This window comes from Streptomyces sp. NBC_00620 (assembly GCF_026341825.1).
In the GTDB taxonomy this organism is placed as follows: Bacteria; Actinomycetota; Actinomycetes; order Streptomycetales; family Streptomycetaceae; genus Streptomyces.
Genome location: NZ_JAPENY010000003.1, coordinates 2,482,684 through 2,496,497 on the forward strand (window position 1 = coordinate 2,482,684; position 13,814 = coordinate 2,496,497).

12 protein-coding genes are annotated in these 13,814 nt (G+C 69.8%); 6 read left to right on the forward strand and 6 right to left on the reverse strand.

Translation table 11 applies throughout. The annotated features are described in order from the left end of the window. Positions 1 to 48 precede the first annotated feature (48 nt). Positions 49 to 1,638 carry an acyl-CoA carboxylase subunit beta gene (locus OG246_RS42015; protein WP_266474680.1) on the reverse strand — a complete coding sequence of 530 codons (1,590 nt, stop codon included), beginning with the start codon at positions 1,636 to 1,638 and terminating at the stop codon, positions 49 to 51. A 410-nt stretch (positions 1,639 to 2,048) separates the two neighbouring features. Here OG246_RS42015 and OG246_RS42020 point away from each other — a divergent pair, with 410 nt between their 5' ends. The 3 genes from OG246_RS42020 to OG246_RS42030 all read left to right on the forward strand — a co-directional run bounded on the left by OG246_RS42020 (position 2,049) and on the right by OG246_RS42030 (position 5,308). Next, positions 2,049 to 2,669, forward strand: a complete 621-nt coding sequence (locus OG246_RS42020) for a YceI family protein (RefSeq protein WP_266474681.1) — start codon at positions 2,049 to 2,051, stop codon at positions 2,667 to 2,669. A gap of 408 nt (positions 2,670 to 3,077) precedes the next feature. Next, on the forward strand, positions 3,078 to 4,670 hold the full coding sequence (locus OG246_RS42025) for a subtype B tannase (RefSeq protein WP_266475068.1): 1,593 nt from the start codon (positions 3,078 to 3,080) through the stop codon (positions 4,668 to 4,670). Positions 4,671 to 4,813: 143 nt separating this feature from the next. Next, positions 4,814 to 5,308, forward strand: coding sequence for an N-acetyltransferase (locus OG246_RS42030; protein WP_266474682.1), 495 nt, complete (start codon positions 4,814 to 4,816; stop codon positions 5,306 to 5,308). Positions 5,309 to 5,352: 44 nt separating this feature from the next. Here OG246_RS42030 and OG246_RS42035 read toward each other — a convergent pair whose 3' ends face one another. The 3 genes from OG246_RS42035 to OG246_RS42045 are packed head-to-tail and all read right to left on the reverse strand — an operon-like array spanning position 5,353 to position 8,647. After that, positions 5,353 to 6,141, reverse strand: a complete 789-nt coding sequence (locus tag OG246_RS42035; RefSeq protein ID WP_266474683.1) for an ABC transporter permease — start codon at positions 6,139 to 6,141, stop codon at positions 5,353 to 5,355. After that, complete coding sequence (locus OG246_RS42040) at positions 6,138 to 7,715, reverse strand: ABC transporter permease subunit (RefSeq protein WP_266474685.1); 1,578 nt, start codon at positions 7,713 to 7,715, stop codon at positions 6,138 to 6,140. The genes OG246_RS42035 and OG246_RS42040 overlap by 4 nt, the downstream gene beginning before the upstream one ends. Next, positions 7,712 to 8,647: an ABC transporter ATP-binding protein gene (locus OG246_RS42045; RefSeq protein ID WP_266474688.1), complete on the reverse strand. Its 936-nt coding sequence runs from the start codon at positions 8,645 to 8,647 to the stop codon at positions 7,712 to 7,714. Before OG246_RS42045 ends, OG246_RS42040 begins: the two co-directional genes overlap by 4 nt. 159 nt (positions 8,648 to 8,806) lie before the next feature. Between OG246_RS42045 and OG246_RS42050 the strand changes: the two genes are divergently transcribed. Both OG246_RS42050 and OG246_RS42055 read left to right on the forward strand, forming a co-directional pair. After that, positions 8,807 to 10,090, forward strand: a complete 1,284-nt coding sequence (locus OG246_RS42050; RefSeq protein ID WP_266474690.1) for a sensor histidine kinase — start codon at positions 8,807 to 8,809, stop codon at positions 10,088 to 10,090. Then, complete coding sequence (locus OG246_RS42055) at positions 10,087 to 10,830, forward strand: response regulator transcription factor (RefSeq protein ID WP_266474692.1); 744 nt, start codon at positions 10,087 to 10,089, stop codon at positions 10,828 to 10,830. The genes OG246_RS42050 and OG246_RS42055 overlap by 4 nt, the downstream gene beginning before the upstream one ends. Positions 10,831 to 10,906: 76 nt before the next feature. Here OG246_RS42055 and OG246_RS42060 read toward each other — a convergent pair whose 3' ends face one another. Beyond that, on the reverse strand, positions 10,907 to 11,260 hold the full coding sequence (locus OG246_RS42060; protein ID WP_266475069.1) for a helix-turn-helix domain-containing protein: 354 nt from the start codon (positions 11,258 to 11,260) through the stop codon (positions 10,907 to 10,909). A 146-nt stretch (positions 11,261 to 11,406) separates the two neighbouring features. Here OG246_RS42060 and OG246_RS42065 point away from each other — a divergent pair, with 146 nt between their 5' ends. Continuing rightward, entirely contained in the window at positions 11,407 to 12,237 is an 831-nt protein-coding gene (locus tag OG246_RS42065; protein WP_266474694.1) for an NAD(P)H-binding protein, read from the forward strand. A 131-nt stretch (positions 12,238 to 12,368) separates the two neighbouring features. Here the strand turns inward: OG246_RS42065 and OG246_RS42070 are convergent, their stop codons facing one another. Next, complete coding sequence (locus tag OG246_RS42070) at positions 12,369 to 13,733, reverse strand: hypothetical protein (protein ID WP_266474696.1); 1,365 nt, start codon at positions 13,731 to 13,733, stop codon at positions 12,369 to 12,371. Positions 13,734 to 13,814: the final 81 nt, after the last annotated feature.

Below are 13,814 nucleotides of genomic sequence, written 5' to 3' on the forward strand. Positions count from 1 at the left end.
TCTCCGTGAGAGAGGTTTCCGCAGCGCTGCCGCGGAGGAACCGCAGGGTTACTGCGGGGGGTTGCCGTGCTTGCGGGAGGGCAGGTCCGCGTGCTTGGAGTGCAGCATCGCGAGGGACTTGACGAGCACCTCGCGGGTCTCGGCGGGGTCGATGACGTCGTCGACAAGGCCCCGCTCGGCCGCGTAGTAGGGGTGCATCAGCTCGGCCTTGTACTCCTTGACCATGCGTACGCGCATCGCCTCGGGGTCCTCCGCCTCCGCGATCTGGCGGCGGAAGATGACGTTCGCTGCGCCTTCCGCGCCCATCACGGCGATCTCGTTCGTCGGCCAGGCGAACGTGAGGTCCGCGCCGATGGACTGGCTGTCCATGACGATGTACGCACCTCCGTACGCCTTGCGCAGGATCAGCGAGATCCTCGGCACCGTCGCGTTGCAATACGCGTACAGCAGCTTCGCGCCGTGCCGGATGATTCCGCCGTGCTCCTGGTCGACACCGGGAAGGAACCCGGGGACATCCAGAAGAGTGACGATCGGGATGTTAAAAGCGTCACACATCTGGACAAAGCGCGCAGCTTTTTCGGAGGCCTCGATGTCCAGCACACCCGCGAGCGACTGCGGCTGGTTGGCGACGATGCCGACGACCTGGCCGTCGAGACGGGCCAGTGCGCAGATGATGTTGCGGGCCCAACGCTCGTGCACCTCAAGGTAGTCGCCGTCGTCGACGAGCTCCTCGATCACCTTCGTCATGTCGTACGGGCGGTTGCCGTCCGCGGGAACCAGGTCGAGGAGGACGTCCGAGCGACGGTCGGCGGGGTCCTCGGACGCGACGCGCGGCGGGTTCTCACGGTTGTTCTGCGGGAGCATCGACAGGAGGTAGCGCACCTCGGCGATGCAGGTCTCCTCGTCGTCGTACGCGAAGTGCGCGACGCCGGAGGTCTCGGCGTGCACGTCGGCGCCACCCAGGCCGTTCTGGGTGATCTCCTCGCCGGTGACGGCCTTGACGACGTCCGGGCCCGTGATGAACATCTGCGAGGTCTCGCGGACCATGAACACGAAGTCGGTGAGGGCGGGGCTGTAGGCCGCACCGCCCGCGCACGGGCCGAGCATCACGCTGATCTGCGGGATGACACCGGAGGCCCTGGTGTTGCGCTGGAAGATGCCGCCGTAGCCGGCGAGCGCCGAGACGCCCTCCTGGATACGGGCTCCCGCGCCGTCGTTGAGGGAGACCAGCGGCGCTCCGGCCGCGATGGCCATGTCCATGATCTTGTGGATCTTCGTGGCGTGGGCCTCGCCCAGCGCGCCGCCGAAGATGCGGAAGTCATGGGCGTACACGAAGACCGTGCGGCCCTCGACCGTGCCCCAGCCGGTGATGACACCGTCGGTGTACGGCTTCTTCGCCTCCAGGCCGAACCCGGTCGCCCGGTGCCGGCGCAGCTGCTCGACCTCCTGGAACGAGCCCGCGTCCAGCAGGAGCTCGATACGCTCGCGCGCGGTCAGCTTGCCCTTGGCGTGCTGCGCGGCGGTCGCCTTCTCGCTGGGGCCCCGCAGCGCATCCGCACGGATCGCGTGCAGCTCGGCCACGCGCCCGCGTGCGTCCGTGGGTTCGCCTGAGGATTCGGCCTCATCCAAAACGGTCATGTAGCGACCATACGAAGTCCACCAAGGAAAGCGGGCCGTCGACTCCGTACAGTCTCCGGGCCGTTTTCCTGGTACCCCTCAACAGAACCCTGACCACAGGCAGGCGATCTGACTGCTCAGGGGGTCTCCGGCTTGTAGGGGTCGCACAAACTCGTCAGCTGAGAGCCACCTCACATTCATGAGTGGCACATGCCATCCCTGGGGTGAACAGGCCTCCGGGGAGGCGCCTCGCCCGGACGCAAAGTAACGTCGTGAACACGTGGCGGATGATGTTGAAACTTGAATGGAATAGGTCTACATTCCCTCTTGTTGGCATCGTTGAATCTTAAACAGAATCGATCTACTCGGTTCGACAACCTCGCGTCGCGGCTTCTGGACGAATCCGCGAACCGTCCCCCAAGGAGCACGTCATGGGCATCTTCGGCCGCAAGACCACCGACACCGACGAGACCGGCACCCCCTCGACCCCCGTCGAGGTGAGCCCCGAGCTGGCCGCACTGACCGGCGACTACGCGATCGACCCGTCGCACTCGACGATCGGCTTCGTCGCCCGCCACGCGATGGTGACGAACGTCAAGGGCGGCTTCAAGGACTTCGAGGGCACCCTGCACCTGGACGGCAGCGACCCGTCCAAATCCACCGCCTCCCTCGACGTCAAGATGGAGAGCGTCGAGACCGGTTCCGCCGACCGTGACGGTCACCTGAAGAGCGCCGACTTCTTCAAGACGGACGAGTTCCCGACCATGACCTTCCGCTCGACGGAGGCCGTGGCCCTGGGCGGCGACGACTACCGGATCACCGGCGAGCTGTCGATCCTCGGCATCACCAAGCCGCTCAGCATCGACCTGGAGTTCAACGGCGCCGCAACGGACCCGTTCGGCAACCAGCGCGTCGGCTTCGAGGGCAAGTCGGAGATCATCCGCTCGGAGTGGGGCCTCACCTGGAACGCGGCCCTGGAGACCGGTGGCGTCCTCGTCTCCGACAAGATCAAGCTGGTCTTCGACATCTCGGCGATCAAGAACGCCGCCTGAGTCGGCGACAGCCCCCGACTCCCCCTCGACTCCCCCGGCACCCTGAAGGCGCCCGTCCTCTGATTCCCCCGTTTCAGAGGACGGGCGCTTTGCCATGTGCAGACGCATTGTGCTTGTTACGGGCTGCCGCATGTCCGAATACGGACGTCTGCCTGTGACCCGGCCACGAGAACTTGGGCGTCAACGATGAATAGAACAGAATTGTTGACAATCCTGAAGACCGCGATTTACGTTCGCAAGCACAAGATCGGGTGGGGCGACACGGGTGGGCAATGCCGCCCGCACTGGCCTACAGGGCCACCGCGTGTGCGTCCGGCGCGATGGAGCCGACTCGACGGCAGCACTCGTCTGCCGCGAATGGGAGAGACCTCAGTGAAGCACAGGGCAGTGAAGCGCAGGACCGTCGTCATGGGCATAGGCGCGACCGCCGGAGTCGCCGCGGCCGGCGGCTTCGCATTGAGCGCGAACGCGTCGGGCACGTCGAAGTCCTCGGCTTCCTCGGACGCCCTGGTCTTCGACCCGGACGCCTACACGAAGCTGACGAAGACCGTCACGGACACCGACGGCAACGACCACTCGGTGGTGTACCACTTCTGGAAGGCGATCACCTACGTCGCCAGCCCGGTGGACGCCACCTACCAGTCGCTCATCGTCAGCTCCCCGGTCGAGATCGACGGCACGGCGGTCGACGCGAGCAACGCGCCGATCCTGCTCGCCAACTCCGTGGGCGGTTACATGCCCTCCTCCGTGGCCACCGCCACCGAGGTCGGCGGCGGTGGTTCGGCCATGGGCGGTGGCGGTGCGCCCTCCGGCTCGGCGGCGCCCAGCGCCTCGGCCTCCACCGCGTCCAACGCGAACGGCAACACCAACGCCACGGGTGGTGCCCTCTCCAGCAACCAGCTCCTGGCGCTGGCCGCCGGGTACGTCGTCATCGAGCCCGGCGCCCGCGGCCGTACCCTCAAGAACTCCGACGGCGAGTACTACGGCACCGCCCCGGCCGCGATCGTCGACCTCAAGGCGGCGGTCCGGTACATCAGGTCCAACAAGGGCCGCATCCCCGGCAACGTCGAGCGGATCGTCTCCGCGGGCACCAGCGCGGGCGGCGCCCTGTCCTCCCTGCTCGGCGCGTCCGGCGACAGCAAGATCTACGACAAGTACCTCAAGGAGCTCGGCGCGGCCGACGCCTCCGACGCCATCTTCGCGACCGGTGCCTGGTGCCCGATCACCGACCTGGAGCACGCCGACGGCGCGTACGAGTTCAACTGGGGCACCAACGCCCTGAGCACCGGCAAGCAGGTCGACCAGACGGTCTCCAAGGAGCTGCAGTCGCAGTTCGCCGAGTACCAGGCCTCCCTGAAGCTGCGCGGCCTGAACGGCTTCGGCACGCTGACCGCCCGCAACTACGACGAGTACCTGGTCGAGCAGTACCTGGAGCCCTCGGCGACCACCTACTTGGCCGGGCTGTCGGACTCCGACCGTGAGACCTACCTCGCCGCGAACACCTTCATCACCTGGTCCGGCGGCAAGGCCTCCTTCACCTGGGCCGACTTCCTCACCCACGTGGGAGCGAGGAAGAAGGACGCGCCCTCCTTCGACGCCTTCGACCTGTCCGCCGGTGAGAACAACGAGTTCGGCGCGGACACGACCCTGGCCCGCCACTTCACGGCGTACGGCGCGAAGAACGACACCACCGGTCTGACCACCAAGCGGGTCGCGAGCGACATTGCCGAGAAGCTCGACCTGATGAACCCGATGTACCACTTCGCCAAGAAGAACCCGGGCCGCTCGAAGCACTGGTGGATCCGCCTCGGCACCAAGGACTCCGACACCTCGCTGACGGTCTCCGCCAACATCGCGGCCGCCGCCGCGGGCCTCGGCGACGACGTCAACCACCTCTACTACTGGGACGAGGGCCACGGCTCGAACATCGACCCGGCCGACTTCATCACCTGGATCGCCAAGGTGACGGGCCACACCAAGCGCGCCGCTGCCGCGAAGTAGCACTCGCCCACTGAGCGGCGTCCGCGTCGGATGCCACCCTCGCGACGCCGAGCCCGCGCACCCGGGCTCGGCGTCGCTGTGTCCCCCCTTGCCCCGGGGAATAACCCGGTGCGGATCACCCACCCGGCGGATAGCCTCCGCCCATGACCTGGTTGCCCGTTGGCTTCGTACATCCCGTTCGTGTCGAGTTGCCGGGCGGGTATCACCTGCGTCCGATCACCGGGGCGGACGCGGACATCGACTACCCGACCGTGATGGGCTCGCGCGAGCGGCTGTGGTCCATCTTCGGTGAGGCGTGGGGGTGGCCGGCCGAGACGATTTCGTACGAGGCGAACAAGAAGGACCTGGAGCGGCACGAGGCTGAGATCGCCGCCCATGAGTCCTTCAACTACGTGTTGTTCGATGACGCGGGCACCGAGGAGTTCGGGTGCGTCTACATCGATCCGCCGGAGAAGACCGGTGCGGACGCCGAGATCTCGTGGTGGGTTGTGGACGGCAAGGTCGGGAGTGACCTGGAGCGGGATCTGGACGCGCTCGTGCCCCGGTGGATCGGGAACGACTGGCCATTTGAGCGGCCGCGGTTCATCGGGCGGGATCTGTCCTGGCAGGAGTGGCTGGCTCTGCCGGACGCCGGCTGACTCCGGAGGCGGGGTTACCGAAGGCGGCGCTACCGGACGCGGGGCTATGCGTCGCGCCGTCCGAACAGTGCACCGCCGATCAGCAGCAGACCCAGCGCGTACGCCGCCAGTACGCCCAGCCCCGGCCACGGGCCTATCGGGAGTCGGGCGAGGTCTCGGGTTGCCTGGATGGCCATGCCGGCCGGCATGGGGGCCCAGCTTTCGATGCGGTCCTTCCAGGTCGCCGAGCCGAGCAGGTCGGCCATGAGCGGGACGACGTAGAGGAGACCCAGGCCCAGCGTGATCGCGCCCGCGGTGTCCCGTAGGAGGACTGCCAGGCTCAGGCCCAGGAAGGCTATGAGGATCAGGCAGAGGACTGAACCGAGGGCCGCGCGGAGGGTCGTCGGGTCGGTGAGGGTGAGGAGTGAGTAGCCCTCGGCGGGGGTGAAGCCGTTGTCCGGGAGGATCAGGCGGGCCGCGTAGAGGGACACGGTGATCGCCAGAGCGCCGGCTGCCGCCGTGGCTGTGGCCAGTACGGCCGCCTTCGACGCGAGGACTCGCGAGCGGCGTGGGATCGCCGTCAGCGTCGTGCGGATTGTGCCCGTGCCGTACTCCGCTCCTATGGACAGGGCTCCGAGGATCAGGATCGTCGCTTGGCCGAGCCAGATGCCCGTGAGGCTCAGTTTCACCGTGTCCTCGTGGCACGCGGCCGCCGTCAGGCAGTCCCGGGTGGTGACCGCCGACACCGAGGCCGCACCCACCGCGACGGTCAGGACCACGGTCGCGGCCAGGAGGAGCCAACTGCTCGGCAGCGTACGGAGCTTCGTCCACTCGGCGTGGAAGGACGACCTCATACGTCCCTCCTGCGCAGCCGCCAGGCGGCCAGGGCCAGGGCCACGGCCACGTACGCGCACAGGACCGCGAAGCCGTTCCAAGGTGCGAGGGGATAACAGCCGCTCTCCGGCAGGCAGTTGTGGTCCATCTGGGGGTAGTACGTCACCCCCTGCTGGATGGCGAACGCTGCCGCCGGGGTCAGCCGGAGCAGCCATTGCGCGACCGGCAGCGGAAGGGCGAAGGCCAGGATCTGCGGGAGTATCACCAGGACCACGACCACCGTGATCGCGCCCGCGCTGTTGCGGAGTATCGCCCCTGCCGCGAGGGCGAGGACCGCCACCAGGGACAGGAGCGCCGCGCTGCCGACGACCGCTCGCAGGGCCGGGGTGTCCAGGAGGGACAGGTCCGGGTACGCGGGGGGCTTGAACCCGTTGGAGCGCATGGTGCTCTGGGCCAGGGGGAAGGTGATCGCCGTTGCCACCAGGCTGACGGCGAACGTGACACCGCCGATCACCAGGGCCTTGGCCGCCAGGACGCGGGCGCGCCGCGGGGTCGCCGTGAACGTCGTACGGATCATGCCGCGCTTGTACTCGGTCGTGATGAAGAGGGCTCCCAGCGCCACCATGAACACGACGGCCACGAAGACGCCCTGGAAGCTCATCTGAATGACGTCGGGGCCGGTCTGCTCCGGGGCGATGTCGCCCCGGCCGGTGACGGTGTAGACACCGGAGTCCGATACCCGGGTGGTGCCGGGTTCGAAAACTGCCGGGCCGGACTCCGGGGCGCGGGCGCCGGGGGCACTGGGGTCGGGGGCGTTCGGGTCTGGGGCGCGCACGTCCGTACTGGTCCAGGTCGCTCCCTTGGTCCCGCCGCTCAGTGCGATGTGGTCGAAACTCGCCGTGACGTTCGTGCCTGCGGCCGTCTCCGAGGTGCCGCCGAACGAGCGGCGCAGGTTGTTGTGGAGGGGGGTGGCGACGAACAGGCCCGCCTGGGTCGTCTTCGCCAGCTCCGGCAGCGTGACCGAACCCACCTTCGTCCAGTGGGAGCCGTCCGCCGACTCATAGCCCGTCAGCTGTGAGCCCGTCTTCGTCAGCCGGAGCCAGCGCGGGTCACCGGACGCACCGCTGCCCGCCTTGTCCTGGGTGAAGTTCCACTGCAGACGGACGCCGTGGTCCGGGGTGACCATCAGGGCCGCGTACTGGCTGCCGACCTCCGTGCTCGCCTTGATGATGACCCCGGCCTTCGCCCAGGGTTCCGGGTCCCGACCGCCGAGCCCCTTCAGGTCGGACACGCGGACCGTGACGCTGCCGTCGCCGGCCAAGGGCTGGTGGACGAAGCGGAACGTGTCGGTGACCTGGGTGCCGTCCGGGGCAACGGTGACAGGGCCCCCGCCGGAAATGGCGGAACCGCTCGCGGCGAGCTGGGAGATCAGGACCGTGGCCGTCGCCGCGACGACGAGCACCAGCACCCAGACGCGCACCGTCCAGAACTTGGACCACTCCGCGCGAAGCAGACGTCCGAAGCCCTCGCGGGTGGGCGGGAGTTGTGAGCGGTAGGGGGGCATGGTCGAGGCCGGCGGCGAGGGAGTGATCATCGGGTCACCTCGGTCTCCGGGGCGGACGTGAACTCGGTCGCGTGCCGGGTGAGCTCCATGTACGCCTCTTCCAAGGTCGCCCGGTGCGCGCCCACTTCGGCGAAGGGGATCCTGGCGGCGCCGAGCAGCGCCACGATCCGCTCCGCGGGCAGGCCGGTGACCGTGAGTGTGTCGGCGCCGGTGACGGCGACCGTGCCGCCCTCGCGGGCGAGCAGTTCCATCGCTTCCGTACGTGCGGTCGTGCGCAGGGCGACACGGTCGCCGGATGCGGCGGCGAGCAGCGTCGCGACGGCGGTGTCGGCGATGAGACGGCCGCGGCCGATGACGACCAGGTGGTCGGCGGTGTCCTCCAGCTCGCTCATGAGGTGGCTGGAGACCAGGACTGCTCGGCCCTCGCCGGCCAGGCGGCGCAGGAAGCCGCGGATCCATTGGATGCCCTCGGGATCGAGGCCGTTGACCGGTTCGTCGAGGAGGAGGACCGGGGGGTCGCCGAGCAACGCGGCTGCTATGCCCAGGCGTTGGCGCATGCCCAGCGAGTAGCCCCCCGCTCGGCGTCGGGCGGCCTGGGCCATGCCGACCTGTTCGAGGACCTCGTCCACTCGGCGCAGGGACAGGCCGTGCGAGTGGGCCAGCCAGCGCAGGTGGTCGCGGCCACGGCGGCTGGGGTGCAACGCGGCGGCGTCGAGCAGCGCGCCCACCTCCAACAGGGGGGAGCGCAGGGAGTGGTACGGGCGGCCGCCGATGAGCGCGCGACCCTCGTCGGGGGTGTCCAGGCCGAGCACGGCCCTCATCGTGGTGGACTTGCCCGCCCCGTTCGGGCCTACGAAACCGGTGATCTGCCCCGGCTCGACCGTGAAGGACAGCCCGTCGACCGCGACGGTCCTGCCGAACCGCTTGCGGAGGTCTTGGACTTCGATCGTTGCGTCACTCATGCTCAGCGAGATTAGGGATCGGCGGGCCTCGAGTCGTCCCGCCAGGGAGCCGTCTTCGGCACCCCTGACGCGAGGGACGGATCGCCTGCCGGGTCCCCCATGCGGGGGACAAACCCCAGGGTGACGCGCTGCGGCGCTGCCGACGGCAGAATGGCGTGCATGAGCGAGGACACTGCGCGACGCGGCGATGGGGCCGCGGGGGTGTGGGAGCGGGTACGGCGCTTCCCGGCCCCCGTGACATACCCGGTTGCCCTCGCTCTCCTCGCCTGCGCGGAGGTTCTGCTGCGGGTCGGGAGCCTGCGCGAGAATCTGGCACTCGCCCTGCTGCTCGGGGTCTGCACCACCCTTCCGCTCACCTTTGTACTCGGGGCCGACCGTGCCGTGGCGGTGCGGGCCGGGGCCGCCGTGGCGGTGACCTCGGCGGGGGTGCTGGCGCTGACGCCGTTCCGGGCGCTCACCCTGGCGGGCGTCGTGGCCCAACTGGCCGCCGTGTACTGGCTCGGGAGAGCCGGGGCGCCCCGGCTCAGCGGCGCGCTCGTCCTGCCGTACGTCGTCCTGGCCCTCGTCAGTCAGGACGACGTCGCCACCCGGGTGACGGCGGTCCTCGTGGCCACGCTCGCCTCCGCCGCTGCCGCGACCGGCATCACGCATCACGTCCGCAGCGCGGCCCTTGCCCACAGCGCCACGGAGCGGGCCTTCGCGGACACGCTGCTCGCGCATGCCGCGCGCGGTGAACGGGCGCGGATCGCACGGGAGTTGCACGACGTCGTCGCCCATCACATCTCGATGATCGCCGTCCAGGCCGAGACCGCCCGGCTGACCACGGCCGGGCTCCCCAGCGACGGCGCCACCCGGCTGCTCGCCATCGGGGACACCGCGCGGACCGCGCTGACGGAGATGCGGCGGCTGTTGGGGGTGCTGAGGGAGGACGCCGACGCGGGAGTCACCCGGCGCCCACAGCCCGGGCTGCGCCAGCTAATGGAGCTGATCGACGAGTCCCGGGACGCCTCCGGCTCCTGTACCCGGCTGATCGTCAGCGGTCCGGTCGCCGCGCTCGACCCGGGCATCGAGGTCACCGCGTTCCGTATCGTCCAGGAGGCCCTCACCAACGCCCGACGGCATGCGCCGGGGGCCGCAGTGGATGTCGAACTCCGTTACTCGGAGGAGGATTTGGTGATCCGGGTCCGCGACAACGGGCCAGGGCCTCCCAGCACTGCAAGCAACTCGGACACCTCACAGGCCTCGCACGCCTCAGACATCTCGCAAGTCCCGCACGTCTCACACGACCCGCACATCCCGCATGTCACAGACGCCGGCCACGGTCTCCTCGGTATGCGTGAACGCGCCGCCACGGTCCGCGGCACCCTGCGTACCGGACCGGCGGCCGGCGGTGGTTTCCTCGTCGAGGCCAGGCTTCCCGTACGGGCGGAGGCCCTCGTATGACCGAGACCCAAACCCACACCCCCACCGAAGCCACCGCCCCGGTCCGCATCGTCGTCGCCGACGACCATGAGGTCGTGCGTGCCGGATACGCCGGACTCCTCGCCACCCAGCCGGACTTCACGGTGGTCGGCACCGCGCGCGACGGCGCCGAGGCGGTGCGGATCTGCCGGGAGCAGCAACCCGACGTGGTCCTGATGGACGTACGGATGCCGGTGATGGACGGGATCCAGGCGACCGCCGAGCTGATGACGGCGCTGGCGGGCCTGGACGGGTCCGCAGCTCAGGCCGCTCCGCGCGTGCTCATCCTCACCACCTTCGACCTCGATGAGCATGTGTACGACGCCCTCGCCGCCGGGGCGAGCGGGTTCCTGCTCAAGGACGTCACCGCGGAGCGGCTCTTCGAGGCCGTACGGGTCGTCGCAGGCGGGGAGGCGTTGCTCGCGCCCGTCATCACACGCCGCTTGATCGCCGAGTTCGCGCGGCTGAAGCCCAGAGTGCCCGCGCAGAAGACGCTCGGCGCGTTGACGCCGCGCGAGACGGAGGTGCTGCGGCTGATCGCGGAGGGCCTGTCCAACCCGGAGATCGCCCTACGGCTGCACGTCGGCGAGGAGACCGTGAAGACGCACGTGAGCCGCGTCCTGTCCAAGCTCGGCCTGCGCGACCGTACGCAGGCGGTCGTGACGGCGTACGAGTCGGGGCTGGTCGTGCCGCGTACGAGCGAGCCGTTGGGGCCGTCCTAGGCGGCGGGGGGTGCCCGGTTCGTAGGCGCGGGTGCGGCGTGGGATCCGTCGTGAGTTCCGCCGGTGGCCGTACGGCTCAGCGGGCGTCGTAGTCCAGGCGGGCGTCCGCGACCTTGTCCAGATTGAGGGCGGCCCAGTCGGCGAGGGTGGCGAAGAGGGGGGCCAGGCTGCGGCCCAGTTCGCTGATCTCGTACTCGACTCGGGGCGGGACCTCGGGGTGGTAGGTACGGATGACGAGGCCGTCGCGTTCCAGTTGGCGCAGGCGCTGGGTCAGCACCTTGGGCGTGATCTTGGTGATGCGGCGCTCCAGCTCCACGAAGCGCTGCCGCCCGTATTCGTTGAGCGACCACAGGATCGGTGTCGTCCAGCGGCTGAAGACGATGTCGACCACCGGGGCGATGGGGCAAGCCACTTCCGGGTCGATCTCCATGTCGGTCGCCTGCAATGTGGCGTCGGTCACAATCGACCCCTCTCCCCATTACTTTCCTCTAGGTACCTACTATGCCACCGCCAGTAGCTTCCATTCAGGCCCACAAGGGCCCGGCCAAGACCTCACATGGGCATATGGGAGCGAACATGATCGTGGTAACTGGAGCGACGGGCAATGTCGGGCGGCCGCTGGTGCGAGCGCTGGCCGCGGCGGGCGAGAAGGTGACGGCTGTCTCGCGCGGGGCGGCGGCTCCGGACATGCCGACAGGGGTGCGGCACGTCCGCGCCGATCTGAGTGACCCGAAGAGCACTGAGTCCGCGCTCGACGGGGCGGAGGCGCTGTTCCTGCTGACTTCCGGCGAGTTGCTCTCCGGCGGGGGCGGCTACCTGAGCGGTGTGCTCGATGCGGCTCGGGCCGGGGGCGTACGACGTGTCGTCCTGCTGTCCTCGCAGGGGGTCGGGACGCGACGGCATCCGCCCGAGCTGGAGGAGACGGTCAAGCGGTCGGGGCTGGAATGGACCATGCTCCAGCCGGGGGGATTCGACTCCAACGCCTTCGCGTGGGCCGAGACGGTCCGTACGCGGCGGGTGGCCGCAGCGCCCTTCGGCGATGTGACGCTGCCGACCATCGACCCGGACGACATCGCCGAGGTCGCCGCTGTCACGCTGCGGATGTCCGGCCACGGTGGCAGCACCTATGTACTGACCGGGCCGGCGCCCGTTTCGCCCCGGCAGCAGGTCGCGGCGATCGGGGACGCGCTGGGCGAGCCGGTGCGGTTCGTCGAGCAGACGCGTGAGGAGGCTCGGGCTCAGATGCTGGGGTACATGCCGGAGCCGGTCGCGGACGCGACGCTGGGGGTGCTGGGCACGCCCACGGTCGAGGAGCAGCGGGTCAGTCCCGATGTGGAACGGATTCTCGGGCGTCCGGGGCGTACGTTCGCGCAGTGGGCGGAGCGCAACGTCGCCGCGTTCAAGTGACCGGAGCGAAGTGTTCGGGGGCGGGGGGCTCGCACGGGGTGACTCGGGCGGTGTGACTCGCACGGGGGACTCGGACGAGGTGGCTCGCACGGACGAGGTCTGGAGGTCCTGTCCGGGTCGGCTCCTCGGTGTCAGAAGCCTCCTCCGAAGTCCCCTCCCCCGCCGCCGAAGTCGCCGCCGCCACCGCCGAAGCCGCCGCTGAAGTCGCCGGAGTCGAAGTCGGCGCCCGAGACGTCTCCGCCGTCGTATCCGGCGGAGCCGAAGTCGCCGTATCCGGAGCCGTAGTCGGCCGCGTACGAGGGGCTGGCCATCATGCTGCCGAGCACCGTGCCGACGAGGAGGCCGGGGAGCAGGCCGCCGCCGAAGTAGCCGCCCGCCCAGGGGCCGTAGGCAGGGCCCGCGTCCCAGTAGGGGCGGCGGCCGTATTCGGTGTCCACCTCGCGGATCGCCGGGTCGGCTCCGTCGGCGAGCCGGGCCCGGTCCGCCGCGCAGACCGGGACCTGGCGGGTCGCGCCGCCGGACGGTGTCCAGGTCGCGTCGGCCACCGACGGGCCGTGCCGCGGGTCGAAGAAGCAGGGGGCGCGGCGCTCGGGGACCGGGCGGCCCTCGCGGCGCGCGGCGAGTTGGGCGAGTGAGAAGCGGCCGTCCTCCAGGGCCTGGGTGACGGGGCGTACGTCCTCGGGGTGCTGGGCGGCGGCCATGGACGACTTCGCCTGCTCGTACGCGTCCAGCGCGCGTTCGTAGTCCGCGCGCATCGCGTCGTCCGCGCCCGCTTCAGCGGGGTGGAAGTCGAGGCGGTCCAGTTCCTCGCCGAACGCCGTGATGTCCTCGTCCACCACCACGCGGAGCTTGTCGAGGGCTGCCCGCTGCTCCTCCGCCCTGCGGCGCTTGTTGCGTCGTACGAGCGTGTACGCGCCCGCGCCGCCGGCGACGGCCACCGCGCCGACCGCGATCAGTGCGGTCGTGGAGACGCCGCCGCCTTCGGTGCTGCCGGAGTCCCAGCTTGCGGGGGCCGCGCCGCCGATGTTGGTGAGCGCGCGGTCGGTGAAGTCGTTCAGCTGGGTGTTGGTGTCCTCGTTCTGGACGCTGGTGACGAGGTTCTTCACGGCGGTGCCGGACATCACCGCGGAGTCGGCCTTGGCGTCGAACTGGTCGCCGAGCCTGATCGCGTACAGGCCGGTGATGCCGGTGGAGGTGCGCAGGTTCTGGAAGAGGTTCTGGGTGGGGAAGTCCGCGGGGAGTACGGCGAGGAAGACGGGCTTGTCCGCGTCCTTGATCTTCTTGGTGAGGGCGTCTGCTTCTGTCGTGGAGAGCTGGGCCGAGGCGGCGGGGTCCACGTACACCGGGGTCTCGCGGAGGGCTGCGGCTACCGTGCCGACGTCGGTGGCCGCGGGGGCCGCGTGGGCGGTGGGGGTCTGGGCCGTGAGGAGCGCCAGGGCGGCGAGCGTCAGTGCGCTCAGCAGTCCGGGGAGCGCTCTTGGGAGTGCGGCCCTCATGTCTTCGACGGTACCTGAAGGTGGCTGGAAGTGGACGGGTGTGGGGGTGGGGCTTGTGGGTTTTCGCCCCCTCCGCCCCTG

Bases quoted from the DNA above. Each gene is read 5' to 3' on its own strand.
- OG246_RS42015 (WP_266474680.1), bottom strand. From the start codon at position 1,638: ATGACCGTTTTGGATGAGGCCGAATCCTCAGGCGAACCCACGGACGCA.
- OG246_RS42020 (WP_266474681.1), top strand. From the start codon at position 2,049: ATGGGCATCTTCGGCCGCAAGACCACCGACACCGACGAGACCGGCACC.
- OG246_RS42025 (WP_266475068.1), top strand. From the start codon at position 3,078: ATGGGCATAGGCGCGACCGCCGGAGTCGCCGCGGCCGGCGGCTTCGCA.
- OG246_RS42030 (WP_266474682.1), top strand. From the start codon at position 4,814: ATGACCTGGTTGCCCGTTGGCTTCGTACATCCCGTTCGTGTCGAGTTG.
- OG246_RS42035 (WP_266474683.1), bottom strand. From the start codon at position 6,141: ATGAGGTCGTCCTTCCACGCCGAGTGGACGAAGCTCCGTACGCTGCCG.
- OG246_RS42040 (WP_266474685.1), bottom strand. From the start codon at position 7,715: ATGATCACTCCCTCGCCGCCGGCCTCGACCATGCCCCCCTACCGCTCA.
- OG246_RS42045 (WP_266474688.1), bottom strand. From the start codon at position 8,647: ATGAGTGACGCAACGATCGAAGTCCAAGACCTCCGCAAGCGGTTCGGC.
- OG246_RS42050 (WP_266474690.1), top strand. From the start codon at position 8,807: ATGAGCGAGGACACTGCGCGACGCGGCGATGGGGCCGCGGGGGTGTGG.
- OG246_RS42055 (WP_266474692.1), top strand. From the start codon at position 10,087: ATGACCGAGACCCAAACCCACACCCCCACCGAAGCCACCGCCCCGGTC.
- OG246_RS42060 (WP_266475069.1), bottom strand. From the start codon at position 11,260: ATGGAGATCGACCCGGAAGTGGCTTGCCCCATCGCCCCGGTGGTCGAC.
- OG246_RS42065 (WP_266474694.1), top strand. From the start codon at position 11,407: ATGATCGTGGTAACTGGAGCGACGGGCAATGTCGGGCGGCCGCTGGTG.
- OG246_RS42070 (WP_266474696.1), bottom strand. From the start codon at position 13,733: ATGAGGGCCGCACTCCCAAGAGCGCTCCCCGGACTGCTGAGCGCACTG.